We start from the raw sequence: 24,619 nt of genomic DNA, 5'->3' as shown, positions 1-24,619 counted from the left end.
TAGGGCAGCGTTAAACTATTAATAACTTCATCATGTTACCATATTAGCGAACTAAAGTAATTTGTAAGATTATTATGATTATTTATAGGATTATGTTAATCTTTTTGCTACTATTTCTTATATGGACCCAAAAATAAGGATTTAACTGTGCTTGATCTTGGAAGGATATAAGGATGTACAAAGACAATGGAGGCAGGGATTGGTTTTGGCCAAAGAAGGCGAACCGATTGAATAGATGATTACTACTTTTTTAAAAGGATGTGCAGTCGTGACAAAGCCGTTTATGTTCGAGAAACCGTTAGGCATGAGAGATACACTGCCAGTGCTATATGAGACGAAGGTGAAGGCCAGAAATGAAATGAGCGATGAAATCAAGAAATGGGGCTATCAATTCATTGAAACCCCAGCACTGGAATATCATGAGACGATTGGCGAGGCCTCGGCCATTTTAGATCAACAGCTGTTTAAGCTTCTTGATTCCGAAGGCCATACGCTCGTTTTGCGGCCTGATATGACAGCACCCATTGCCCGAGTGGCGGCATCGAAGCTGTTAAAGCAGCAAATTCCGCTGCGCCTGGCCTATTCAGCGAATGTATATCGGGCCCAGCAGCGTGAAGGCGGCAGGCCGGCAGAATTCGAGCAGATTGGCATTGAGTGCATCGGCAATAAATCGATAAGTGCAGATGCTGAAATGATTGCACTGCTTGCCGATGTGTTAAAGGCAGCGGGCCTGGAGCGATTCAAGATTTCCATTGGCCATATCGGCTTCTTGCAGGAATTCTTCTTAAGCATACTTGGAACGGAGGAAAGGGCCTCCAAACTGAGGAAGTTTCTATATGAAAAGAATTATGTCGGTTTTCGGGAGCATGTAAAATCGCTGCCGCTATCATCGATCGATAAACAGCGGCTCATCGAATTTACCTCTTTAAGAGGAAGTGAGGGCACCTTGGAAAGGGCGCTGGCGCTGGTCGAGAATGATAAAGGGAAAGATTCCTTGTCAGGGCTCGAGGAATTATCCGTTCAGTTGCAGCAATTCGGCGTAGGGCAATACGTGAGCTTCGATTTAACATTGGTCAGCCACATGAGCTATTATACGGGAACCTTATTTGAGGTGTATGCAGGACAAGTCGGTTCACCAATCGGAAATGGCGGCCGTTATGATAATCTTCTGGGAAAATTCGGTTGGGACGCATCGGCAACAGGGTTTGCGATCCGTGTCGATCGACTTGCCGAAGCTCTTGGAGAGCCTATGCAGCCTGTCGCGCCTGAGTGTATTTTATTCAGTCCAGAACGGCGACTGGAAGCGATTGAAAACGCAAGAATAAAACGATCGGAAGGAAAGCGGGTAACGATTCAGGATATCACCGTCGTCCAAAACGTTGATGCTTTTACAAGGACCTTTTCAGAGGTGCACTTATTTGTAGGGAATGGGGGGAACGGCAAAGATGAACAATAGCTTTTTAACGATAGCGATGCCAAAGGGGAGAATTTTTGAAGAAGCGGCAGAGCTATTAAGAACGGCGGGGTTTCGTCTGCCTCCCGAGTTCGATGATTCCCGGAAATTGATCCTTGAGGTGGAAGAGGAGAATTTACGGTTCATATTGGCCAAACCGATGGATGTCGTAACCTATGTCGAACATGGGGTCGCGGATATTGGCATTGCCGGTAAGGATGTCATGATGGAGGAAGACCGTGATGTATATGAACTGCTTGATTTGAAGATCAGTGCGTGCTACTTAGCCGTGGCAGGCTTGCCTGGTACGAAAATAAGTGACATCGCCCCTAAAATAGCCAGTAAATATCCGAATGTGGCCTCTGGCTATTTCCGTGAGCAGGGAGAGCAAGTCGAGATCATCAAGCTGAACGGTTCAATCGAGCTGGCACCATTGATTGGCTTGGCAGAACGGATCGTGGATATCGTTTCAACAGGCCAGACATTGAAGGAAAATGGCCTCGTTGAATATGCGAAAATTGCTGATGTGACTTCGAGGTTGGTGGCGAACCCAGTCAGCTATCGAATTAAAGAAGCAAGGATCAAGGAGATTGTGGATAGATTGGCAGAAATCATCGAATAGCAAAGAATCGCAAATGAGGTGAGCGTATGAAAATGGAACGGTTTGCAGAAGGGATTTCGCTGAAACGCTCGGTTGACGCAGGTACGGCCGATCAACGAAAAGCGGTTCAGGATATTATCCATGAAGTCAGGAAAAGCGGGGATTCCGCTGTACATAAATTCACCGCACGTTTCGATGGGGTGAGGCTTGAGGAATTGCGGGTATCCGAACGGGAAATGGAAGAAGCGACAGCATCCTTAACGGCTGAACAGCTTGCTATCATTCAGGAGGCTGCCGATAATATTGAATTGTTTCACGAGAAACAAATTAGGAATTCATGGTTTACGACGGATGATACGGGAACGATGCTTGGGCAAAAATTGACACCACTTGATGCGGTGGGAGTGTATGTTCCGGGAGGCACAGCGGCATATCCTTCGTCAGTGCTGATGAATACGATGCCGGCCAAGGCTGCGGGGGTGGAACGAATCGTCATGGTATCCCCTCCGGGCCAAGATGGTAAATTATCACCGGCTGTTTTAGCGGCTGCAAAGATTGCCGGAGTCAAGGAAATCTATAAAGTTGGCGGGGCTCAGGCGATAGCCGCATTGGCTTATGGGACGGAAACGATAAAAAAGGTCGACAAAATCGTCGGTCCGGGAAATATCTACGTTGCGCTGGCGAAGCGGGAGGTATTCGGTGATGTGGCCATTGATATGATCGCCGGACCAAGTGAAATTGCCGTGTTGGCGGACGAATCAGCCATTGCAGCGGAAGTTGCCGCCGACTTGCTATCACAAGCGGAACACGACGCCCGTGCTTGCAGTGTCTTGGTGACAATATCCGCATCTCTTGCAGAAGAGGTTGCTGCAGAAGTGACAAAGCAGGCCGCATTGCTTCCCCGCCGGGAGATTGCTTCCGCATCGATTAAGGATTATGGAAGGATCATCGTATGCGGGAATATGACGGAAGCCATTGAAGCCATCAATGAGCTTGCACCGGAACATCTAGAGATCATGACCAAGGATGCACTTGAAGTGATGGCCAAAATCCGGCATGCCGGGGCAATCTTCATTGGCCGCTACAGTTCTGAGCCTGTCGGGGATTACTTCGCGGGGCCCAATCATGTGCTGCCAACAAACGGAACGGCCCGTTTTTCGAGCCCGCTGAATGTGGATGATTTCCAAAAGAAGTCAAGCGTCATCATGTACAGTGAGACGGCCTTCCGCCAGAATGCAGAAAAAATCGCTGCTTTTGCCCGCATGGAGGGACTTGAGGCTCACGCCCGTGCCATAGAATCGCGCGGCGTGAATGAATCCAAGAACTAGGGGCATTTTTTTACGGAATATATGCAAGGTACAGCTTGGGAAAAGGGGACAGGCCCCGATGAGGAGGATTTGTGATGGAACGTTTTGCTAGTGTGGAGCGAAAGACGAATGAAACGGAGATCAGTTTGAAGTTTGGTGTCGATGGGGAAGGCAATTCATCTATCAAGACTGGCGTCCCGTTTATGACACATATGCTTGATTTGTTCACGAAACATGGGAAATTCGATTTGTCCGTCGATGCAAAAGGCGATACGGAGGTCGATGATCATCATACAACTGAAGATATTGGCATTTGCTTAGGCCAGACGTTATTGGAGGCGCTGGGAGACAAGCGCGGGATTAAACGGTACGGAAATGCTTTCGTACCGATGGACGAAGCACTCGCGCAGGTTGTCATCGACTTAAGCAATCGTCCGCATCTGGAATTCAGGGCGGAGTTCCCTTCGCAAAAGGTAGGGACGTTCGATACGGAACTCGTGCATGAGTTTCTTTGGAAATTCGCTCTTGAAGCCAGGATGAACTTGCATGTAGTCGTTCATTATGGCCATAACACACACCATATGATCGAAGCGATATTCAAAGCGATGGGACGTGCATTGGATGAGGCGACGACCATCGATCCGAGGGTCAAAGGCATTCCTTCAACGAAAGGATTGTTGTAAATGCTCGGGATCGTGGATTACGGCATGGGGAACTTATTTTCTGTAAGCAAAGCGCTGGAGCGGCTTGGCGCCGATTCATTCATTTCCGATGACCCAAAAGAACTTTCAAAGGCAACAGGGATCATTCTTCCTGGTGTTGGCTCGTTCAGGGATGCCATGAGCCTTTTGGAAAAACAAGGGCTGGATGAATTCCTGAAGCGTTATGCAGCAGGGGGAGGCTATGTATTAGGCATCTGCCTCGGCATGCAGCTTCTCTTTGATGAAAGCGAGGAAAATGGGCCGGCACAAGGATTGTCACTCATCCCAGGCAATGTCGTCCGGTTTCAGGGCATGGATGCAAGCGGCCATGTTTATAAAGTGCCTCACATGGGCTGGAATCGACTTGAATTCAAACATTCGTCACCTGTGACTGCAGGACTGGAAGCGGACCATGTTTATTTCGTGCATTCCTATTATGTAAATACGGATGAGGCATATATTGCCGCCAGTGCGACGTATGCAGGGGAAGTCCCGGCAATCGTAGCGAAAGGGAATGTGTTCGGCATGCAGTTCCATCCTGAAAAAAGCGGGCAGATGGGCATGTCGCTGTTAAGAAATTATCTGTCATTAGTAGAAGGGAAGGAAAAAGCATGAGCAACTTTACGATATACCCGGCGATTGATATGCGCGGAGGCAAATGCGTCCGCTTGATCCAGGGAGACTACGATCAGGAAACCGTTTATGGAGATTCTCCCTTCGATATGGCAAAAAGCTTTGCGGACCAAGGCGCGGATTGGATACATATGGTCGACCTTGACGGGGCGAAAGAGGGAGTTCGCATCAACGATTCATACGTGATTAAAGCAGCAAGTGAATTGGGCGCACGCATCCAAATCGGCGGCGGCATCCGTACGGAACAAGATATCGCCCATTATCTGGATAATGGGGTGGAACGTGTCATTCTTGGAAGCACAGCCGTTTCAAATCCTGCCTTCACGAAGGATATGATCAGGAAGTATGGAAAGCATATCGCGATTGGCATAGACGCGAAGGATGGCAAGGTTGCGACTCATGGGTGGCTTCAAACGTCCGGAACCCTTGCCATCGAGCTCGGTAAACGCCTGGCGGATGTAGGTGCCGAGACGTTCATCGTGACCGATATCGCGACGGATGGCATGCTTTCAGGGCCGAATGTCAACGGGATATTGGCTATGGCGGAGGCAACAGGGAAAAACGTGATCGCCTCCGGCGGCATAAGTTCATTGGAAGATATCATTACCCTCAAACAGCAAGAAGCTGAAGGGATTGCAGGGGCGATCATCGGCAAGGCATTATATACGAATCGCTTTACCGTTGCAGAGGCGCTGGAAAAGGTGCGTGGTTAAATGCTCACTAAACGAATCATTCCGTGTCTCGATGTAAAGGATGGGCGTGTTGTCAAAGGCATACAATTCGTTTCGCTAAGAGATGCCGGAGATCCGGTCGAGCTTGCGGCTTTTTATGATCAGGAAGGTGCCGATGAGCTTGTCTTTCTCGATATTTCTGCCTCACATGAAGGCAGGGAAACGATTGTCGACGTCGTTCAAGCGGTAGCCGGCAGCTTGGCCATCCCGTTCACAGTTGGCGGCGGCATTAATTCCCTGGCGGATATGAAGAAGATATTACGTGCAGGTGCAGATAAAGTATCGTTGAATACAGCAGCCGTTCTCCGGCCTGAATTGATTAATGAAGGCTCTGATTACTTTGGTGCCCAATGCATCGTCGTCGCCATTGACGCCCGATACGATGAAGGGCTGGGATCATGGCGGGTATATACCCATGGCGGGCGAAAACCGACCGAATGGGAAGTGGTCGACTGGGCCAAGGAAGCCGTCAGTCGCGGTGCCGGCGAAATTTTATTGACAAGCATGGATTGCGACGGGGAGAAACAGGGGTTCAATATCGCTTTAACCAAAGCGGTATCGGAAGCGGTTTCCGTGCCGGTCATCGCCTCAGGCGGTGCAGGTAACGCCGAGCATTTCCGGGAAGCATTTGAAGAAGGCAAAGCCGATGCAGCATTAGCTGCCTCGATCTTTCATTATAAAGAAACATCGGTCAAAGAAGTCAAAGCGTTTCTCAAACAACAAGGAGTGGTTGTACGATGAATCTTGAAACTATTAAATTCGATGAAAAAGGTCTAATACCGGCAATTGTCCAGGACGCCCGCAGCAAAGAAGTGCTGACGCTTGCTTACATGAATGAAGAATCGCTAAAAATGTCGATTGAAACGGGTGAAACGGTTTTCTTTAGCCGCTCGCGAAATGAATTATGGCATAAGGGGGCGACCAGCGGAAATACACAGAAAATCATCGAAATCAAGTATGACTGTGATCAGGATGCATTGGTCGTTGCGGTCGTTCCTGCAGGTCCTGCATGCCATACTGGAGCAACGAGCTGTTTTAGCGAAACGATCTATCAAAATACGGAAGCCCGTCAAGCGGCTGAAACGAATGTGGCGTTCCTGACGGAATTGGAACAATTGATTACCAAAAGGAAAGCGGAGATGCCTGAAGGCTCTTATACCACCTACTTGTTCGATAAAGGCGTTGATAAAATCCTGAAAAAGGTCGGAGAAGAAGCGGCAGAGGTGATCATTGCCGCCAAAAACCGCGATGCCGAGGAATTGTCCATGGAAAGTGCCGATCTCCTCTATCACTTATTCGTTTTGCTCCAGGAACAGGAATTGCCTTTCCAAGCGGTGCTGGATGTATTGAAGGCCAGACACTCCGAAAAGGACGAGCCAAAAGAAACTGAATGAACGGTTGTCTGCCCTCCTTTAAAAGGAGGGCCGTTTATATTTTTCTTCTAAAAGGCGCCGCGCATCAAATGGCCCCCCTGAATATAAAGGGAAAGTCATGCCACTAATTTGATATTCACACAGAGTGGAATGGAAAGGAAGGAGGAGACTCCCGCTTAGGAATGCGCGTCCAAGGGAGCAAGCGCCGAGGGGGCTCCCCGGACGGCCTCTGGATAAGCGAGCGCCTGAAGTGGAAAATAACGGACAAAGGACAAAAGAAAAAAGGCAAACTTCCAAAACGGCGGGCCATTGACGCTAGTTTGCCTAGAGAATAAGCCCTCCATCAAAAGGAGGGCTTTCTTTATTGGTCACTATTTCTTGACTCATGATTTATCTAGGAATATACTTCATCAAAAATGGAGTGTTTATGCATTTTGTTCACTTCCAATAAGGAGGATACACAGATGAAATTCAGTTCCTTGAATAAAAGCTACATTAATGGTGAATGGGTGGAAGGTTTGACGGGCCGTACCCACGATATTCTTAACCCATTTGATGGTTCTATTTTATCAACTGTAAGTCTAGCATCATCCAAACAAGTGCAGGAATCCTTTGAGCATGCAAAAGCAGCACAAAAAGAATGGGCCAAGACAACTCCGGAACAACGGAATGAAGTATTGAAAAAGGCAGCGTCATACTTTCAGGAATACCGCGACGACATCATTGATGTCATCGTCCGCGAAACAGGCGGAAGCTTCATAAAAGCCAATGCTGAACTTGACCTGACCATACAAATTTTAAAAGAATCATTGACCTATTCACATGAGGTGAACCGTGTACATGAAGTGCCATCGGCTGTGGAGGGTAAGGTGAATCGCATTCATCGCCGGCCATTGGGGGTCATTTCATCGATTTCTCCTTTCAACTTCCCGCTGAACCTTTCTGTAAGAACGATTGCTCCGGCCATTGCGTTAGGAAATAGTGTCGTTCACAAACCAGATGTACAGGTTTCGTATTCAGGCGGAATCATCATCGCTGCTGCCTTTGAATATGCGGGCCTGCCAAAAGGGGTATTGAATATGATCATTACTGATCTGGAGGAGATCGGGGATGACATGCTTACCAATCCGATCCCAAGGCTGATTAGCTTTACGGGTTCAACGCCAGTTGGACGCCATATTGGTGAAGTGGCCGGGAAGAACCTAAAACGTGTGGCACTTGAATTGGGCGGCAATAATCCATTTATCGTCCTTTCGGATGCGGATGTCGATCGTGCAGTCGATGCAGCCATCTTCGGAAAGTACTTGCACCAAGGACAAATTTGCATGAGCATTAACCGAATCATCGTCCATAAGGATCTATACGAGGACTTCATCGCGAAATTTGTGGAACGGGCCAAGATGCTTCCTTACGGAAATCCGTTAAATCCAAAAACCGTCATTGGGCCGCTTGTGAATGAACGCCAAATCGACAAAGCGCAGCGCTACATCGAGGAGGCCAAGCTAAGTGGTGCAGTCCTTGCGCTTGAAGGGAAAAGGGAAGGAAACGTCCTGACACCATACGTTTTCCGCGATGTGCAAAATACGGACAAGATTGCCCAGACTGAACTGTTCTCACCAGTCGTTTCCATCATTAAAGCCGAAACCGACGAAGAGGCCATTGAGGTGGCCAATGATACCGAATACGGTTTGAGCTCTGCCATTTTCACCAATGACTTGGAGAGAGGCGAGCGATTGGGTCTCGAAATCGATAGCGGGATGACGCATATCAATGATCAGACTGTAAATGATGGTCCTAACGTTGCTTTTGGCGGCAATAAAATGAGCGGTATGGGGCGCTTCGGCAACCCGTGGGTAGTGGAGGAATTCACTGTCACCAAATGGATATCCAAACAAACCGTAGCTCGCCAATATCCTTTTTAAATTGAGGCAAGAAATTCCTTGATGCCTTTCTCCAAGATGGCAGCTTAAAATGATAGCGCATTGCCGGATTTTTTTTATAACCGGGGGTCAGATAACCTTTTTCCATTTTCTTGAATTATTCGGCAAAATTACTCCAATATGTTATAATACTGTGGTTAATCAACTTGTAGATGGAGGATTACATGAGTAAAGACTCTAAATTTGGCCAACAGGCAAAAATTTTAACCTTTCACCCAACAGGTGAGTATTATTTCACCAAGGGTTTAAAAGCATATCATAGAAGAGAACTGCCAAAATCAAAAAAATACTTGGAGCGTGCGCTTGAACTGGAGCCGGCCGAACCGATGATAGCCTGTCAATTGGCAATCACATGCTCGGAAATCGGTGAATATAATTATTCGAACAACCTTTTGGAAAACATCTTGGATGTGATGGATCCTTATATGTCGGAATGTCATTACTTTCTGGCGAATAATTATGCCCACTTAGGCATGTTCAAGGAAGCTTACCGTCATGCAAGTGCTTATCTCGATAAAGAAGAGGATGGGGAGTTCAGCGATGACGCAGAGGATTTGCTTGAACTGATTACCTTCGAGACGGATGAAACGGAAGAAAACCCCTTTAAGCATGATGGGCTCATTGCCAAACAGGAGAAAGCGCGTGAATATTTGGAATCAGGGAATTTCCCTAAGGCAATCGAGGTATTGAAGGAAACGATTGCCGAATATGAGGACTACTGGTCCGCTTATAATAACTTGGCATTAGCCTATTTCTACCTTGGCCAAGTGGAGGATGCCTTTGGGACCTTGGATGAAGTGCTGGAAAAAAGCCCAGGAAACCTGCATGCGCTTTGTAACCTCGTCGTTTTCCATCATTATCAACAGGATGAAGAGAAGGTCGAGGAGCTCATACAGATGCTGGAGAAAATCCGGCCGATGCTATCCGAACATCGTTTCAAGCTTGGGGCGACCTTCGCCTTGATCGGAAATTATGCCTCAGCGTATCGATGGCTGAAAGTTTTGCAAAAGCAAGGTTTCGAAGGTGATGGGACCTTCTATTATTGGCTAACGATATCCGCCTATCACTTAGGCCACGAACAGGCAGCCAGAAAGGCTTGGAAGAAGGTCGTGGAAATGAACCCGGAAAAGGAAGGCATGGAGCCGTGGGGTGATATGAATGCTACCTCGGACGGTTTTGAGCATCACTTTCCTTCCATTATTAAACGGCTGGAAAGCGAGTTTATCGAAGAAAGGCTGTTTGCCATTTTCCTTTTGAAGCACTCGGTCCATAAACAGAAGTTATTGAAAAACCAAGTGCTCAACCTTAACCAGAATTTCACTGATCTGGAACGGGATTATGCCGACCTTGTCCAGGCTCCTTCCAAAGATCGCCCATTGACGCACGTTGATTTTGCGGATCGAACGGCTGAGTTGTTATACCGGCATTTCCAGCCGATTCAATTGGATGAAGCTGGACTTTATCTTATGTGGTTTTCGGTCTTCATCGAAGCGGTGAAGTCCGAGCAAAAGCTCAACAATCCTGCAGGATGGGCGTCTGCGGTGGAATACGTATGGAATCAGCTTAAAAATGAGAAAGTTAGCAAACAGGCAATTGCAGACAAACATTTCATATCCGTGTCCACCTTGTCGAAGTACGTGAAGTTGGTGCAAACCCTTCTGGAATGAGCAGATATTTGGACGAAAAATTATTTGTTATATAGGATAATAGGTAGGGAACACTAACCGTAGTGAAGGTTCCATTCGTAATGGAATATGGAGGAGTGAGAACATGTCTGAAAAAATTTATGACGTTGTTATTATTGGAGCTGGTCCTGCCGGGATGACGGCTGCTGTCTATACATCACGTGCGAACCTATCAACCTTGATGTTGGAACGAGGCGTTCCGGGCGGGCAAATGGCCAATACGGAAGAAGTTGAAAATTATCCTGGATTCGACACAATCCTCGGACCTGAACTTTCAACGAAAATGTTTGACCATGCAAAGAAATTCGGTGCGGAGTATGCTTATGGCGATGTTAAAGAAATCATCGACGGTGAAGAGTATAAAACGATCATTGCCGGTTCCAAGGAATTCAAAGCGCGCTCAATCATCATTTCATCGGGTGCCGAATATAAAAAAATCGGCGTACCGGGCGAAAAGGAATTGGGCGGACGCGGGGTATCGTATTGTGCGGTTTGTGACGGAGCATTCTTCAAGCAAAAAGAACTGTTCGTTATCGGCGGGGGAGACTCTGCGGTGGAAGAGGGCGTGTACTTGACCCGCTTCGCTTCGAAGGTGACGATCGTTCACAGGCGTGAAGAGCTTCGTGCACAAAAAATTCTTCAGGATCGCGCTTTTGCCAATGAAAAAGTCGATTTCATCTGGAATCATACGTTGAAGGAAATCAATGAAGAGGGCGGCAAGGTTGGCGGAGTCACCCTCGTTTCGACAGTGAACGGTGAAGAAACGAAGCTCGATGCAGACGGTGTATTCATTTATATCGGAATGCTTCCGCTGACTAAACCATTTGAAAGCTTGAACATCTTGAATGCAACGGGCTATATTGAAACGAATGATCGGATGGAGACACGTGTCCCTGGTATCTTCGCTGCTGGTGACGTTCGTGAAAAAACATTGCGTCAAATCGTGACAGCGACCGGTGATGGAAGCATTGCCGCTCAATCTGCCCAGCATTATGTAGAAGAACTTCAGGAAAAATTGCAGCCAAAGGCATAATCGGATCGGTTACAAAAATTTACACATCGTAATTCCGTTTTAACCCGGCTGTAACACGCGTGAAATAATGATTCGGTATAGTTAGAGTAGAAGTTGACCCCCTTTAATTATAAACGTTGGAGGACACAGATTAAGCATCTGTGTCCTTTTTTTGTCTGTTCTTATATTCCAATTCAAGGGAAATGGGTAGGCCTGCATGCAATTCCGATGTTCCATCCCTTTGCATGCAGGCGGGAATTCTGGTGAAGAATAGGAGTGGAGCAGCAGTTGAATACTTGGTACGAGGATCATCAGGAATGAATATTCCCCCAATGCAGGAAGTTTACTTTATTGTTAGCTCATTTCAAAAATAGTATAATGATAAGATATACTAAACATACACATATATCTTTCATAAAAGGATGTAAAATACCATTTGTTTGAACTATCAGCATTTGTAAATCGTCAAATGGATATCGAACGGCGATTTATGGTGAAGGTTCCTATAGTCGAACAGAGGCCAAATCGAGGTGAAGAACATGCAACGTGTCACAAATTGTGTACTGATCAAGGATGGACAAATCCTCTTATTGAAAAAACCTAGACGCGGATGGTGGGTAGCCCCAGGTGGCAAGATGGAGCCCGGAGAGTCCATACGTGATGCCTGTATTAGGGAATATCGTGAAGAAACGGGCGTTTATTTAAAAAACCCTTCCATCAAAGGCATTTTCACTTTCATCATGAAGGACGGAGATAAAGTGCTTTCGGAATGGATGATGTTCACTTTCTTTGCAACGGATTCCGATGGCGTCAACTTGGATGTTTGTGAAGAAGGCGAACTTAGCTGGCATCCAGTCGATGATGTCAAGAAACTGGAAATGGCTGAAGGCGACTTTCACATCCTGGACTATATGGTTCATGGGCGTGGAATCATTTACGGAACCTTTACCTACACGCCTGAGTTTAAGTTACTTTCGTATCGTTTGGATCCAGGCTAATGGTTGCTATATAAAAAAGATTGTTAAACATGGGGGCGGAGAACAATGAATACAGGGCAGATGAATGAAACGCAATTGGTCATCATTACCGGAATGTCGGGAGCGGGGAAGACAGTGGCGGTTCAAAGTTTTGAAGACCTCGGCTTTTTTTGCGTCGATAATTTGCCGCCCACACTATTGCCGAAATTTTTGGAGTTAATGAAGGACTCGGGGAATAAGATGAATAAAGTGGCGCTTGTCATGGACTTGAGGGGGCGGGAGTTTTTTGATTCGTTATTTCTCGCACTTGATAACCTTACGGATACATCATCGGTATCTCCAAGGATCCTCTTCCTTGAGGCTGATGACGATTCCTTGGTGCGCAGATATAAAGAGACGAGGCGAACCCATCCGCTTGCACCATTGGGGCGGCCATTGGAAGGCATTAAAATGGAACGGGAACTTCTGGATGAATTGAAGGGCAGGGCGCAGCTGATTTTCAATACGTCACAACTGAAACCGCGCGAATTGAGGGAGAAAATCGCTTCGGAATTTTCTTCCGATAAAAGGGTCGGATTCACGGTCAACGTGATGTCCTTTGGTTTCAAGCACGGCCTGCCGATAGACGCTGACCTTGTGTTTGATGTGCGGTTCCTGCCAAACCCATATTATATCGACCACATGAGGCCGAAGACTGGCTTGGAACAGGAAGTGTCCAGTTACGTTTTGAAATGGAGCGAGACCCAGAAGTTCTTGGAAAAGGTCACCGATTTACTAGCTTTCATGCTTCCCTACTATAAACGGGAGGGGAAAGCGCAGCTTGTGGTTGCGATTGGATGTACAGGCGGTCAGCATCGTTCCGTCGCTTTGACGGAGTATATCTCGAATCACTTCCAAAATGATTATCGGGTTCAAGTGTCACATCGGGATATCGAAAAAAGTAAGGGGAAAGCAGATGTTAAATAATAAGAAACAGCCTAAGGTCGTGATCATTGGCGGGGGAACGGGCCTTCCCGTTTTATTAAGGGGCCTGAAGAAGCATCCGGTCGATATAACGGCGATCGTTACGGTGGCCGATGATGGCGGAAGCTCGGGCCGCCTTCGTGAGGACATGGATATTCCCGCTCCAGGAGATATTCGGAACGTGCTTGCTGCGTTATCGGATGTGGAACCTCTCGTTGAACAAATGTTTCAGCACCGCTTTCAGAGTCAAAATGAGCTGTCCGGGCATTCGCTGGGGAATTTGATCCTGGCGGCAATGACCTCGTTGACCGGGGACTTTGTCCATGCAATCCAGGAAATGAGCAAATTCCTGAATGTCCGCGGCAAGGTGCTGCCGGCAGCCAACCAAAGCGTGGTCCTCCATGCGGAAATGGATGACGGAACGATCGTTACAGGAGAATCCAAGATCCCCTTCTCAGGAAAGAAGATAAAAAAAGTGTTCTTATCTCCTCGACATATCAAGCCGCTCAGTGAAACCCTTCAGGAAATCAAGCAGGCTGATCTTATTGTCATCGGACCGGGAAGCTTATATACTAGCATTCTGCCTAATTTACTTGTCCCTGGACTGGGGGAAGAGGTCGGCCGTTCCAAGGCTAAGAAGGTGTACATTTGCAACTTGATGACACAAGCAGGCGAGACGCTGGATTATAGCGCAAGCGATCATATTAAAGCGATATATGACCATATGGGCAATGCCTATATTGACAGGATACTTGTGAATAATGAGGAAATACCGGCCGAGATCCAGCAGCGGTACCAAGCTGAATATGCCAAGCCTGTCATGTATGATGTCGAGAGTTTAAAAAGGATGGGCCTTGAGATCATCCAGGAGCGCATTTTCAGCTATGAAGGGAATGTCATCCGGCATGATACAGAAAAAGTGGCCGATTTGCTTTACAATATGCTAATAAATGAAACGAAAAGCCATATAATTCCGTAGATATAGGCAGGGGCGTTTTTTTACTGATAAAAATAGATTACCTGCGTTCGATTGGGGGTGGAATGGATGTCTTTTGCTTCAGAAACGAAAAAAGAGCTTACTACATTAGAGGGAAAGGATTGTTGCGGAAAAGCGGAATTGTGTGCGCTGATCCGGATGAACGGATCCCTTTCATTTTCTAATCGGAAGCTTGTTGTGGATATTCAAACTGAAAATGCAGCGATTGCCAGACGGATTTATACGCTGCTGAAGAAAAGTTATGAGGTCCAAGTCGAGCTTTTGGTCCGTAAAAAGATGAAGCTTAAAAAGAATAACGTCTATATTGTCAGGATGTCATCTGGGGGACAGCGGGTTTTGACCGATTTGGAAATTTTGGGTGACGGATTTGAAATCCTCCATGCGATATCGGATAAGATCGTTGGAAAGAAATGCTGTAAGCGCTCCTATCTAAGAGGGGCATTTCTTGCGGGAGGTTCAGTGAATAATCCGGAAACGTCCTCGTATCACCTGGAAATTTTCTCGCTTTATAAAGAGCATAATGATGCGCTTTGTGAGTTGATGAATAAGTTCGACCTGAAGGCCAAAACGCTTGAGCGCAAAAAAGGATACATCATTTACTTGAAGGAAGCCGAGAAGATTGCCGAGTTTTTAAGTATCGTTGGGGCCCATTCCGCACTATTGAGGTTCGAGGATGTCCGGATTGTCCGTGATATGCGCAATTCTGTGAATCGGCTTGTGAATTGTGAAACGGCTAACTTGAACAAAACGATCGGTGCCTCATTGCGGCAGGTGGAAAATATCCATTACATCGAGGATACGGTCGGATTGAACATTTTGCCGGATAAACTTCGTGAAATTGCCGAACTGAGAATAGCCTTCCAGGATATAACCTTAAAGGAACTTGGCGAAATGGTATCCGGGGGAAGCATCAGTAAATCCGGAATTAATCACCGGCTACGGAAGATTGACGAAATAGCTGACAGGCTCCGTGGGGGAGAGGCTATTGCTGCGAAAAAATAAAGCTTACAGGGGAGATCATGATGGTGGAGAAACAAGTTAAAGTAAAACTGAAAACAGGTTTACAAGCCCGGCCGGCGGCCCTGTTTGTACAAGAAGCTAACCGCTTTCATTCGGATGTATTTCTTGAAAAAGAAGGAAAGAAAGTGAATGCAAAAAGCATCATGGGATTAATGAGCCTCGCCATCAGTTCAGGCGTATCCGTGAAGCTGATCGTTGAGGGGCGCGATGAGAAGGAAGCGCTGGAAGCATTGGAAGAATTCGTTCAGCAAGAGAGTTAAAGAAAGAGGATGCTAAAAGCGCATCCTTTTTTTCATGGCATGCTAAAAGGCCGCGAAGCTCTCGCGGCCTTTTGCTGTGCTGCATTATTTATCTTTTTTATCCTCAAGGATGCTGCGAGTGATGACTTTGTCAATCAAGCCGTATTCAAGGGCTCTTTCGGATGTCATGAAGTTATCGCGTTCCGTATCTCTTTGAAGGACTTCAAGAGGCTGGCCAGTGCGTTCTGCCAAAATCTGATTCAATTTATCTTTCAAGTGAAGGATACGGCGGGCAGCGATTTCGATTTCCGTAGCTTGTCCTTGCGCCCCTCCAAGTGGTTGGTGAATCATGACTTCACTGTTCGGCAACGCATAGCGCTTGCCCTTTTCGCCAGCAGCCAATAGGAAGGCTCCCATGGAAGCGGCCATACCAATGCATACAGTGGATACATCAGGTTTGATATATTGCATCGTATCGTAAATGGCCATACCGGAAGTGATGCTTCCGCCCGGGCTGTTGATGTATAATGTGATATCTTTTTCAGGGTTTTCCGCTTCTAAAAATAGTAATTGAGCAACAATGGAATTGGAAACATTATCGTCGATTCCGCTTCCCAGCATAATGATCCTGTCTTTTAATAAACGGGAGTAAATATCGTAGGCACGCTCCCCACGACTTGTTTGTTCGATAACTGTAGGAATTAAATTCATGTTCATTTCCTCCTTCGATTAAGAGAATCATTTTAAATTCTTTATGTATGTATGATACACTTTTTGGTCAATTTAGGTCAAACAAAACAAATCCTATAAGTGATAATTTGTTCGACAATTTTCTGGTCAAGTCTCCTTCCTCTTTGAATTCATTTGTAATTATGCCGATCAGGGATGAATTTCCACATTATCCATAATACCCAAAAGACAAACTTTTAAACCTGATAACCCTTGCAAAGGAGGGCATTCTATCATATAATGAAGTCTGTCGAATAGATATGAACATTGATTTTTCCAATTCGCCCTCGTAGTGCAACGGATAGAACGCAAGCCTCCGAAGCTTGAAATGCAGGTTCGATTCCTGCCGAGGGCACTGCCAAATCTCCCGCTTAAATTATTTAAGTGGGGGATTTTTTTATGAAAGATGATTTTTGTTGGAATTTCGCGATTTCCATCGAAATCTGTTTGATGGGGACATCCATCGAAAATAAGGGCTTCAGTCTTGAAAAATGGGGATTTTTCAATAAAAGTAGTTGTGAAAATGGCATTCATGACATATAGTATGGAAAACAAATAAACCATTCAGAAAAAAACGTAAGCGTTTTCATGGGTTTTTGTGTAGAATTTTCTCCTGATAATGTAAAATGGAGTGGGGAGGGATGAATCGATGAGTATGAATATGAAAGCAGGATTATTTCAACAGCAAACTTTAAAGATGGCAATGACCCAGGAGCTCATGCAGGCTATTACCTTGCTGCAATACTCCACCCAGGAGCTTTCCGCTTTCTTGGAAAACAAAATGGCCGAAAATCCATTACTGTCCCTAGATCAGCCAACATCTGCATTATTTCAGCCGACCTTTGACCGGAAAAAAGGTAAACGGACCCTTAAAAATACGTATGATGCCAACTATTGGATCGAACAAATCAGTGAAGACACCGTCTCGCTTGAACAGCACGTCATGTCCCAGGTCAATCACCAGCAGCTAACAGGTGAGCAGTATAAGGCGATGCTGCTCTTAATTCATAATCTTGATGAAAACGGTTACTTGCGGATAAATCTGGACGATATTTGCATTGCAGGCATCTCTCCAGCCGTTTTGGAGGAGAGCCTCTCCATTCTACAGCAGCTCGAGCCGCATGGACTTGCAGCGAGAAATCTGCAAGAGTGCCTCTTGCTCCAAGTGATAGCGGAGGGGATCAACCCCCTGGCGGAAAGCATCATAGAAAATCATTTTCTCGACTTTGCCGAAAAGCGTTGGAAAGATCTAAGTAAGAAAATCGGCGCTACAATGAAGGAAATACAAGAGGTATTCGATTATGTGCAAACGCTGAATCCGCGGCCAGCTTCATTGTTCTTCCTGGAAAAACCATCATATATAGTGCCTGATGTCGTTGTCGAGGTCCGTGAAGGGATGCTTCTTGTCGGGAATTACGATGGCAACACACCGAACCTTAATGTCGATAAAGGGTACTTAAACCGGATGAAGAGCCATGGAGATAAAGGAGTACAACGGTTCATTCAGGATAAGTGGCAGGAATACCAATGGATTTCAAGAGGGATTCAACAGAGAAAAGAAACGATATTGAAAGTTATCCAGTGTATCGTCGATAAACAGCCAGCGTGCTTTCATCACGGGCTGAATTACTTGAAGCCGATGACGATGAAGGAAGTGGCCGATGAACTTGGAATACATGAATCGACGGTAAGCCGCGCCGTTAAAGGTAAATATGTGCAGACCCCTTTCGGTACGATCGAGATGCGGATCTTCTTCACAACATCTTTACAATCAGTAGGCCTTGAAGAGGATATGTCCGGCATGCAAGCTAAAAAGGGACTCAAGGCCGCGATCGATGGCGAAAATAAACAAAAGCCGCTATCGGATCAGGATTTGGCTGAACGGCTGAAAGAGGAGCATGGAATCATCCTTGCACGTCGAACGGTTGCCAAATACCGGGAGCAGCTAGGGATACCGTCTTCATCTAAACGAAAAAGATATGACTGAAAAGGGTTGGGTATTTTGGAAACGAATCAGTTTGTTTTATATAGCAGGGCAAGATGTCCGTTATGTGATGAGGCCAAGGTGATACTTGAAGAGGTGAAACGGGAATCAGGCATAGGTTTTAAGGAAATCGATATTCATTCCGATGATGTGCTGCTTGAGAAATTTGCTTTGATGATCCCTGTGATTGAATGGAAAGAAGAAATCGTTCAGTATGGAAAAGTTGATAAATCAGCTCTAAATGGGCTTTTGCAAAAATAATTTTTCAAATCATTTGAAGAAACAATCCGTTCCTGCTAGAATAAAATATGTAGCAGGAATATTTTTTTTATTTCAGGTGGGACATAAAATGACTACGCGGGACATATAGTGTCCAATCAGACTTTTTAGGAGTTTTATCTATGCGTACATTACTCGAGGTACAAAGAAAATTATTACCTGATTTCCTTATGGTTATGCAAAAAAGATATGATATCCTGCGTTATATCAAAATGATGCAGCCGGTGGGAAGGCGAAGCCTGGCCGTGAGTCTTAATTTGACGGAGCGGACGCTTAGAGGCGAGGTCGATTTTCTGAAAAGTCAGAACCTGGTTAATATTTTCAGTTCTGGTATGACACTGACGGATGAAGGGATGGAAATCCTGGAGAAGTTAGAAGGAATAATGCGTGAAGTTATGGGTATAGACATAATGGAACGGCAATTGCAGGAATTGTTGCAAGTGGATGAAGTCATCATTGTATCGGGAAATTGCGATGAAACCCCATGGGTAAAAAAAGAATTGGGCAAAGCTTGTGCAAACCGTATGAAACTCGAGTGGAAATCAAAGAATATCATTGCGGTAACTGGTGGATCGACAATGGCTGAAGTGGCCAATTCGCTGTCGCCTGATGAAGCATCGAAGAAATTGATATTCGTTCCAGCCCGCGGTGGAATTGGTGAAGCGGTGCAGAACCAGGCCAATACGATCGTCGAAAAAATGGCACAGAAGGCGCACGCCTCATACAGAGTGCTATATGTACCCGATCAATTGAGCGATGAAGTTTACGCTTCCTTTCAGAAGGAGCCTGCAATCAAAGAAGTCATTTCACAAATCAAATCTGCCGATATGATCATTCATGGAATTGGTGATGCCATGGCGATGGCAGAGAGAAGGAATTCTCCGCCGGAAATGTTAAAGAAGCTGTTAGATGGTAAAGCTGTAGGAGAAGCATTCGGTTATTACTACGATGAAAACGGAAAAGTTGTCCATAAGGTTTTGACTGTCGGCATCCAGTTAGATGATCTCAGCCCTGAAAAGCGAGTGATAACTGTCGCAGGTGGGAAAACTAAGGCCAAGGCTATCCGTTCTTATATGAAAGGCGCTCCTTCGTCAACCGTATTGATTACGGATGAAGCGGCAGCACTGGAGTTAATTCAGGGGAATTACACCCCTTAATATATTTGCGAACTTTAAAGGAGGAATTTTTCATGGCAGTAAAAGTTGGTATTAATGGTTTTGGACGTATTGGACGTAATGTATTTCGTGCAGCATTGAATAACCCTGAGGTGGAAATTGTTGCTATTAACGACCTAACGGATGCTAATATGCTAGCGCACCTTCTTCAATATGATACAATTCATGGTTCTCTTAATGAAAAAGTAGCGGTTGATGGTGATTTCTTGGTAGTTGACGGCCATAAAGTAAAAGTATTGGCTGAACGTGACCCTGCACAATTAGGCTGGGGAGATTTAGGTGTTGAAGTGGTTGTTGAATCTACAGGACGTTTCACGAAACGTTCAGATGCAGCCAAACATTTAGAAGCTGGCGCGAAAAAAGTAATCATCTCTGCTCCTGCATCCGATGAGGATATCACAATCGTCATGGGTGTAAATGAAGAGAAATATGATGCGGCGAACCACCATGTAATCTCGAATGCTTCATGTACAACGAACTGCTTGGCTCCATTCGCTAAAGTTCTTCATGAACAATTCGGAATCAAGCGCGGTATGATGACGACTGTTCACTCGTATACAAACGATCAACAAATCCTTGATTTACCTCATAAAGATTACCGTCGTGCTCGTGCAGCGGCTGAAAACATCATTCCTACAACAACTGGGGCGGCAAAAGCTGTTGCACTTGTTCTTCCTGAGCTTAAAGGGAAATTGAATGGTATGGCAATGCGTGTACCGACTCCAAACGTATCTGTAGTCGATCTTGTTGCAGAACTAGAAAAAGACGTAACAGCTGAAGAAGTGAATGCAGCATTCAAAAACGCTTCAGAAGGGGACCTAAAAGGAATTCTTGAGTACAGCGAACTTCCGCTAGTATCAACGGACTATAACGGCAACCCATCTTCTTCTACAATCGATGCCCTTTCCACAATGGTAATGGAAGGAAACATGGTTAAAGTATTATCTTGGTATGATAATGAAACAGGATATTCTAACCGTGTAGTTGATTTAATCGACTATTTGGCTAAAAAAGGATTGTAATTAGAATAATAAAAAAACCTCACCAAGGTGAGGTTTTTTTAATCATACTCTAATAAAACCTGGCAGATGATGATATTATTAGTAAGTCATTAAGCATATGAGGCGCTTCCATTCCTTGTTTTTGGATAATTTTCTGGAAACCGACTATAATGAAGTAGAGTAAAGGGGAGATGGGATATGTACCCTCTCCCTTTTTGACTAAAAGAATCAAAAATGTGATAACAATATCTAAGGAGGTTCTTTGGATTATGAATAAAAAGTCGATTAGAGATATTGAATTAAAGGGGAAACGTGTATTTTGCCGTGTTGATTTCAACGTACCGATGCAGGACGGAAAGATTTCGGACGATACAAGAATCAAAGCTGCATTGCCGACGATTTCCTACCTGACGGAACAAGGCGCAAAAGTCATCTTGGCGAGCCATCTTGGCCGTCCTAAAGGACAAGTTGTGGAAGAATTACGTTTAGCTCCTGTTGCCGAACGACTAAGCGAGCTTAGCGGCAAGGATGTGCAAAAGGCTGAGGAAGCATATGGCGAGTCCGTTCAATCCATGATCGACAATATGGAGAGTGGCGAGATCTTGTTATTGGAAAACGTCCGCTTCTATCCAGGCGAAGAAAAGAACGATCCAGAATTGGCGAAGTCATTCGCTGCACTTGCCGATGTTTATGTGAATGATGCATTCGGGGCTGCCCATCGTGCCCATGCTTCGACGGAAGGGATTGCCCACCACCTTCCAGCCGTTTCCGGATTGCTGATGGAAAAAGAGCTTGCCGTGCTCGGAAAAGCTTTATCAAACCCGGAACGTCCTTTTACAGCTATAATTGGCGGCGCAAAAGTAAAGGATAAAATAGGTGTCATCAAAAATCTTTTGGAAAACGTCGATCATTTGATCATTGGCGGCGGCCTTGGTTATACATTCATTAAAGCGCAAGGTCATGAAATCGGTAACTCGCTATTGGAAGAAGACAAGATTGAACTGGCCAAATCCTTCATCGAAAGCGCAAAAGAAAAAGGCGTGAAGCTGCATTTGCCGATTGATGCCGTCGTTACGGCTGAATTTTCACCTGATGCAGAGACTGAAATCGTCAATATCGATTCGATACCAAAAGAGAAAATGGCTCTTGATATCGGTCCGAAAACAAGTGAATTATATGCGGATATCATCAAAGGCTCCAAGCTTGTCATTTGGAATGGGCCTATGGGCGTGTTTGAATTCGATAAATTTGCGAATGGTACAAAAACCGTTGCCCAAGCCTTGGCTGATGCAAAAGATACTTACAGCATCGTCGGCGGTGGAGATTCTGCTGCGGCTGCCGAAAAGTTTGGGTTGGCGGAAAAAATGTCCCATATTTCAACGGGCGGCGGTGCATCTCTTGAGTTCATGGAAGGCAAGGAATTGCCGGGCGTTGTAGCATTGAACGACAAATAGGCGTGAACCGTCAAAAATTTTTCAACTTTAGAAGGGATGAGAAACCATATGCGTAAACCGATTATTGCAGGTAACTGGAAAATGAATAAGACACTATCTGAGGCAACTGCCTTTTTAGAAGAAGTGAGCAATTTAATTCCTAAGCAAGATGTAATCGATACGGTTGTATGTGCTCCTGCTTTGTTTCTGGATCAATTAGTTCAAGCTGCAAAGGGGACCGATGTAAAAATCGGGGCACAGAACATGCACTTTGAAGATAATGGAGCCTTCACAGGAGAAGTCAGCCCGATCGCATTAGCTGATCTTGGTGTCTCTTATGTCATCCTAGGCCATTCCGAACGTCGCGAAATGTTCAATGAAACGGATGAAGCCGTTAATAAAAAAGCTCATGCCGCTTTCGCTAACCAATTAACCCCGATCGTTTGCTGCGGTGAAACGCTTGAGCAGCGTGAAGCTGGCGAAACGAATGATTTTGTTGCCTGTCAGATCGAAAAAGGCCTAGCGGGCTTATCCGACGAGCAGTTGAAACAAGCTGTCATTGCCTATGAACCGATTTGGGCGATTGGCACTGGTAAATCATCATCTGCACAAGATGCGAATGAAGTATGTGCACATATCCGTTCAGTAGTTGCTGACAAGTTTTCTAACGAAGCGGCAGCGGCCATCCGTATCCAGTACGGCGGCAGCGTAAAACCTGAGAATATCAAAGAGTACATGGCGCAACCTGATATTGACGGTGCATTGGTAGGCGGGGCAAGCTTGAAGCCGGATAGTTTCTTACAATTGCTGGAGGCTGGTCACTATGAGTAAGTCGCCTGTGGCACTTATCATCTTGGACGGTTTTGGCTGCCGCAGCGAGGAAAAAGGAAATGCTGTTTATCATGCGAAAAAACCGAATTTTGACCGTTATTGGGAGCAGTACCCGCACTCCCATCTAACTGCAAGCGGCGAAGCAGTCGGCTTGCCTGCAGGACAAATGGGGAACTCGGAAGTGGGCCATTTGAATATCGGTGCCGGACGCATCGTTTATCAAAGCCTGACCCGTGTGAACCTGGCAATCCGCGAAGGCGAGTTTGCAGAAAACCCGACCTTGGTCGAGGCTATGAAGCATACCAAGAAAAAAGGTACAGACCTTCATCTATTTGGGCTTCTTTCGGATGGCGGCGTGCATAGCCATATTGAACATATGTATGCCTTGCTGAGATTGGCAGCCAAAGAAGGAGTCAAGAATGTGTATGTCCATGCGTTCCTCGATGGGCGTGATGTCGGACCAAAAACGGCTCAGGGCTATATCAAGGATGCCGAGGCGAAAATGAAGGAAATCGGTGTAGGCCGCTTTGCAACCATTTCGGGAAGATATTATTCCATGGACCGTGACAAACGCTGGGAGCGTGTCGAAAAATCCTACCGTTCAATGGTATATGGAGATGGCCCAGCTTATCCTTCTGCACTGGAATGTGTCGAGGATTCATATGAACATGGTATTTTTGACGAGTTCGTGATTCCTTCGGTCATTACGGCGGAGGATGGCAAGCCGGTGGCGACGATTAAGGATGAGGATGCCGTTATCTTTTATAACTTCCGTCCCGACCGGGCGATCCAGATTTCGAATACATTCACGAATGAGGACTTTCGCTCATTTGACCGCGGTCCCGGACATCCGAAACACCTTCATTTTGTCTGCCTGACGCATTTTTCGGAAACGGTTGATGGATATGTTGCATTCAAGCCGACAAATCTCGATAATACATTAGGGGAAGTGCTTTCTCAAAACAAGCTTACTCAGCTTCGCATTGCTGAAACGGAAAAATATCCGCATGTGACGTTTTTCATGAGCGGTGGCCGAGAAGAGAAGTTTCCTGGTGAAGAGAGGATTTTAATTAATTCTCCGAAAGTCGCTACATACGATCTAAAACCGGAAATGAGTGCTTATGAAGTGACGGATGCGTTGGTGGAACAAATCGAGGCCGATAACTTCGATGCGATCCTTTTGAATTTTGCCAACCCGGATATGGTTGGGCACTCAGGGATGCTTGAGCCGACCATAAAAGCGATTGAAACCGTTGATGAATGCCTAGGCAGGATCGTCGATTTGATCGTCTCTAAAGGCGGCACGGCAATCATCACGGCAGACCATGGGAATGCCGATGAAGTCGTTACGCTTGAAGGAAATCCGATGACGGCCCACACAACGAACCCTGTGCCTGTCATTATCACCAAAAATCAGGTAACATTAAGAACAGATGGTATATTAGGCGATTTAGCTCCAACGATGCTTGATCTGCTTGGAGTCGAAAAACCTGTTGAAATGACAGGGAAATCCCTATTATCTAAATAAAATTGTGAATTGGAAAAGGAGAGATTT

At 45.8% G+C, this 24,619-nt stretch carries 25 protein-coding genes and 1 tRNA gene; 25 read left to right on the top strand and 1 reads right to left on the bottom strand.

The features are described 5' to 3' along the window. Positions 1-268 precede the first annotated feature (268 nt). From MHI53_RS23490 to MHI53_RS23415, 16 genes are all read left to right on the top strand, one after another. Entirely contained in the window at positions 269-1,456 is a 1,188-nt protein-coding gene (locus MHI53_RS23490) for an ATP phosphoribosyltransferase regulatory subunit (protein ID WP_340372422.1), read from the top strand. Further along, entirely contained in the window at positions 1,446-2,075 is a 630-nt protein-coding gene (gene hisG / locus MHI53_RS23485) for an ATP phosphoribosyltransferase (protein WP_340372421.1), read from the top strand. The genes MHI53_RS23490 and hisG overlap by 11 nt, the downstream gene beginning before the upstream one ends. Before the next feature lie 26 nt (positions 2,076-2,101). Continuing rightward, entirely contained in the window at positions 2,102-3,382 is a 1,281-nt protein-coding gene (gene hisD / locus MHI53_RS23480; RefSeq protein ID WP_340372420.1) for a histidinol dehydrogenase, read from the top strand. Between the two features lie 74 nt (positions 3,383-3,456). Next, complete coding sequence (hisB, locus tag MHI53_RS23475) at positions 3,457-4,044, top strand: imidazoleglycerol-phosphate dehydratase HisB (RefSeq protein WP_061141169.1); 588 nt, start codon at positions 3,457-3,459, stop codon at positions 4,042-4,044. Next, on the top strand, positions 4,045-4,677 hold the full coding sequence (gene hisH / locus MHI53_RS23470) for an imidazole glycerol phosphate synthase subunit HisH (protein WP_340372419.1): 633 nt from the start codon (positions 4,045-4,047) through the stop codon (positions 4,675-4,677). Further along, positions 4,674-5,408: a 1-(5-phosphoribosyl)-5-[(5-phosphoribosylamino)methylideneamino]imidazole-4-carboxamide isomerase gene (hisA, locus tag MHI53_RS23465; RefSeq protein ID WP_340372418.1), complete on the top strand. Its 735-nt coding sequence runs from the start codon at positions 4,674-4,676 to the stop codon at positions 5,406-5,408. The genes hisH and hisA overlap by 4 nt, the downstream gene beginning before the upstream one ends. Next, positions 5,409-6,167 carry an imidazole glycerol phosphate synthase subunit HisF gene (gene hisF, locus MHI53_RS23460; protein ID WP_061141166.1) on the top strand — a complete coding sequence of 253 codons (759 nt, stop codon included), beginning with the start codon at positions 5,409-5,411 and terminating at the stop codon, positions 6,165-6,167. Further along, positions 6,164-6,820: a bifunctional phosphoribosyl-AMP cyclohydrolase/phosphoribosyl-ATP diphosphatase HisIE gene (gene hisIE, locus MHI53_RS23455; RefSeq protein WP_340372417.1), complete on the top strand. Its 657-nt coding sequence runs from the start codon at positions 6,164-6,166 to the stop codon at positions 6,818-6,820. The genes hisF and hisIE overlap by 4 nt, the downstream gene beginning before the upstream one ends. A 443-nt stretch (positions 6,821-7,263) precedes the next feature. Next, on the top strand, positions 7,264-8,721 hold the full coding sequence (locus MHI53_RS23450; RefSeq protein WP_340372416.1) for an aldehyde dehydrogenase family protein: 1,458 nt from the start codon (positions 7,264-7,266) through the stop codon (positions 8,719-8,721). Between the two features lie 182 nt (positions 8,722-8,903). Continuing rightward, the gene (locus MHI53_RS23445; RefSeq protein ID WP_061141163.1) at positions 8,904-10,406 is read left to right on the top strand and encodes a tetratricopeptide repeat protein; all 1,503 of its coding nucleotides are present in this window, start codon (positions 8,904-8,906) and stop codon (positions 10,404-10,406) included. A 103-nt stretch (positions 10,407-10,509) separates the two neighbouring features. Further along, entirely contained in the window at positions 10,510-11,457 is a 948-nt protein-coding gene (trxB, locus tag MHI53_RS23440; protein ID WP_061141162.1) for a thioredoxin-disulfide reductase, read from the top strand. 518 nt (positions 11,458-11,975) lie between these two features. Next, entirely contained in the window at positions 11,976-12,434 is a 459-nt protein-coding gene (locus tag MHI53_RS23435; protein ID WP_061141161.1) for an 8-oxo-dGTP diphosphatase, read from the top strand. Positions 12,435-12,479: 45 nt separating this feature from the next. Continuing rightward, positions 12,480-13,379: an RNase adapter RapZ gene (gene rapZ, locus MHI53_RS23430; RefSeq protein ID WP_061141160.1), complete on the top strand. Its 900-nt coding sequence runs from the start codon at positions 12,480-12,482 to the stop codon at positions 13,377-13,379. Next, the gene (locus tag MHI53_RS23425) at positions 13,369-14,355 is read left to right on the top strand and encodes a YvcK family protein (RefSeq protein ID WP_340372415.1); all 987 of its coding nucleotides are present in this window, start codon (positions 13,369-13,371) and stop codon (positions 14,353-14,355) included. Before rapZ ends, MHI53_RS23425 begins: the two co-directional genes overlap by 11 nt. 66 nt (positions 14,356-14,421) lie before the next feature. After that, positions 14,422-15,375, top strand: coding sequence for a DNA-binding protein WhiA (whiA, locus tag MHI53_RS23420; RefSeq protein ID WP_061141158.1), 954 nt, complete (start codon positions 14,422-14,424; stop codon positions 15,373-15,375). Between the two features lie 20 nt (positions 15,376-15,395). Then, positions 15,396-15,653 (top strand): HPr family phosphocarrier protein, encoded by a 258-nt coding sequence (locus tag MHI53_RS23415; RefSeq protein ID WP_061141157.1) that lies wholly within the window; start codon positions 15,396-15,398, stop codon positions 15,651-15,653. Positions 15,654-15,737: 84 nt separating this feature from the next. Here the strand turns inward: MHI53_RS23415 and clpP are convergent, their stop codons facing one another. Then, positions 15,738-16,343: an ATP-dependent Clp endopeptidase proteolytic subunit ClpP gene (clpP, locus tag MHI53_RS23410; protein ID WP_061141156.1), complete on the bottom strand. Its 606-nt coding sequence runs from the start codon at positions 16,341-16,343 to the stop codon at positions 15,738-15,740. A gap of 301 nt (positions 16,344-16,644) precedes the next feature. Here clpP and MHI53_RS23405 point away from each other — a divergent pair. From MHI53_RS23405 to gpmI, 9 genes are all read left to right on the top strand, one after another. Further along, positions 16,645-16,716: transfer RNA gene (locus MHI53_RS23405), tRNA-Arg, on the top strand. Positions 16,717-16,760: 44 nt separating this feature from the next. Continuing rightward, positions 16,761-16,904 (top strand): hypothetical protein, encoded by a 144-nt coding sequence (locus MHI53_RS23400; protein ID WP_340372414.1) that lies wholly within the window; start codon positions 16,761-16,763, stop codon positions 16,902-16,904. A gap of 106 nt (positions 16,905-17,010) precedes the next feature. Then, on the top strand, positions 17,011-18,348 hold the full coding sequence (gene rpoN, locus MHI53_RS23395) for an RNA polymerase factor sigma-54 (protein ID WP_340372413.1): 1,338 nt from the start codon (positions 17,011-17,013) through the stop codon (positions 18,346-18,348). Between the two features lie 15 nt (positions 18,349-18,363). Continuing rightward, complete coding sequence (locus MHI53_RS23390) at positions 18,364-18,606, top strand: glutaredoxin family protein (RefSeq protein ID WP_340372412.1); 243 nt, start codon at positions 18,364-18,366, stop codon at positions 18,604-18,606. A 140-nt stretch (positions 18,607-18,746) separates the two neighbouring features. Beyond that, positions 18,747-19,781, top strand: coding sequence for a sugar-binding domain-containing protein (locus tag MHI53_RS23385; RefSeq protein ID WP_340372411.1), 1,035 nt, complete (start codon positions 18,747-18,749; stop codon positions 19,779-19,781). 32 nt (positions 19,782-19,813) lie between these two features. Then, on the top strand, positions 19,814-20,821 hold the full coding sequence (gap, locus tag MHI53_RS23380; RefSeq protein WP_340372410.1) for a type I glyceraldehyde-3-phosphate dehydrogenase: 1,008 nt from the start codon (positions 19,814-19,816) through the stop codon (positions 20,819-20,821). Positions 20,822-21,069: 248 nt separating this feature from the next. Continuing rightward, the gene (locus MHI53_RS23375; RefSeq protein ID WP_340372409.1) at positions 21,070-22,254 is read left to right on the top strand and encodes a phosphoglycerate kinase; all 1,185 of its coding nucleotides are present in this window, start codon (positions 21,070-21,072) and stop codon (positions 22,252-22,254) included. Positions 22,255-22,302: 48 nt separating this feature from the next. Beyond that, on the top strand, positions 22,303-23,064 hold the full coding sequence (gene tpiA / locus MHI53_RS23370) for a triose-phosphate isomerase (protein ID WP_340372408.1): 762 nt from the start codon (positions 22,303-22,305) through the stop codon (positions 23,062-23,064). Next, positions 23,057-24,592, top strand: a complete 1,536-nt coding sequence (gene gpmI / locus MHI53_RS23365; protein ID WP_061141151.1) for a 2,3-bisphosphoglycerate-independent phosphoglycerate mutase — start codon at positions 23,057-23,059, stop codon at positions 24,590-24,592. The genes tpiA and gpmI overlap by 8 nt, the downstream gene beginning before the upstream one ends. The last annotated feature ends 27 nt before the right edge of the window (positions 24,593-24,619 follow it).

The organism is Peribacillus sp. FSL E2-0218, assembly GCF_037992945.1.
In the GTDB taxonomy this organism is placed as follows: domain Bacteria; phylum Bacillota; class Bacilli; order Bacillales; family DSM-1321; genus Peribacillus; species Peribacillus simplex_B.
This window is presented reverse-complemented; position numbering and strand designations above follow the sequence as displayed.

Coding starts and splice junctions, on each gene's coding strand:
- MHI53_RS23425 (WP_340372415.1), top strand. CDS start 13,369: ATGTTAAATAATAAGAAACAGCCTAAGGTCGTGATCATTGGCGGGGGA.
- hisD (WP_340372420.1), top strand. CDS start 2,102: ATGAAAATGGAACGGTTTGCAGAAGGGATTTCGCTGAAACGCTCGGTT.
- hisH (WP_340372419.1), top strand. CDS start 4,045: ATGCTCGGGATCGTGGATTACGGCATGGGGAACTTATTTTCTGTAAGC.
- rpoN (WP_340372413.1), top strand. CDS start 17,011: ATGAGTATGAATATGAAAGCAGGATTATTTCAACAGCAAACTTTAAAG.
- hisIE (WP_340372417.1), top strand. CDS start 6,164: ATGAATCTTGAAACTATTAAATTCGATGAAAAAGGTCTAATACCGGCA.
- MHI53_RS23445 (WP_061141163.1), top strand. CDS start 8,904: ATGAGTAAAGACTCTAAATTTGGCCAACAGGCAAAAATTTTAACCTTT.
- rapZ (WP_061141160.1), top strand. CDS start 12,480: ATGAATACAGGGCAGATGAATGAAACGCAATTGGTCATCATTACCGGA.
- hisG (WP_340372421.1), top strand. CDS start 1,446: ATGAACAATAGCTTTTTAACGATAGCGATGCCAAAGGGGAGAATTTTT.
- clpP (WP_061141156.1), bottom strand. CDS start 16,343: ATGAATTTAATTCCTACAGTTATCGAACAAACAAGTCGTGGGGAGCGT.
- MHI53_RS23435 (WP_061141161.1), top strand. CDS start 11,976: ATGCAACGTGTCACAAATTGTGTACTGATCAAGGATGGACAAATCCTC.
- trxB (WP_061141162.1), top strand. CDS start 10,510: ATGTCTGAAAAAATTTATGACGTTGTTATTATTGGAGCTGGTCCTGCC.
- whiA (WP_061141158.1), top strand. CDS start 14,422: ATGTCTTTTGCTTCAGAAACGAAAAAAGAGCTTACTACATTAGAGGGA.
- hisF (WP_061141166.1), top strand. CDS start 5,409: ATGCTCACTAAACGAATCATTCCGTGTCTCGATGTAAAGGATGGGCGT.
- hisB (WP_061141169.1), top strand. CDS start 3,457: ATGGAACGTTTTGCTAGTGTGGAGCGAAAGACGAATGAAACGGAGATC.
- MHI53_RS23450 (WP_340372416.1), top strand. CDS start 7,264: ATGAAATTCAGTTCCTTGAATAAAAGCTACATTAATGGTGAATGGGTG.
- tpiA (WP_340372408.1), top strand. CDS start 22,303: ATGCGTAAACCGATTATTGCAGGTAACTGGAAAATGAATAAGACACTA.
- gap (WP_340372410.1), top strand. CDS start 19,814: ATGGCAGTAAAAGTTGGTATTAATGGTTTTGGACGTATTGGACGTAAT.
- MHI53_RS23385 (WP_340372411.1), top strand. CDS start 18,747: ATGCGTACATTACTCGAGGTACAAAGAAAATTATTACCTGATTTCCTT.
- gpmI (WP_061141151.1), top strand. CDS start 23,057: ATGAGTAAGTCGCCTGTGGCACTTATCATCTTGGACGGTTTTGGCTGC.
- MHI53_RS23415 (WP_061141157.1), top strand. CDS start 15,396: ATGGTGGAGAAACAAGTTAAAGTAAAACTGAAAACAGGTTTACAAGCC.
- MHI53_RS23375 (WP_340372409.1), top strand. CDS start 21,070: ATGAATAAAAAGTCGATTAGAGATATTGAATTAAAGGGGAAACGTGTA.
- hisA (WP_340372418.1), top strand. CDS start 4,674: ATGAGCAACTTTACGATATACCCGGCGATTGATATGCGCGGAGGCAAA.
- MHI53_RS23400 (WP_340372414.1), top strand. CDS start 16,761: ATGAAAGATGATTTTTGTTGGAATTTCGCGATTTCCATCGAAATCTGT.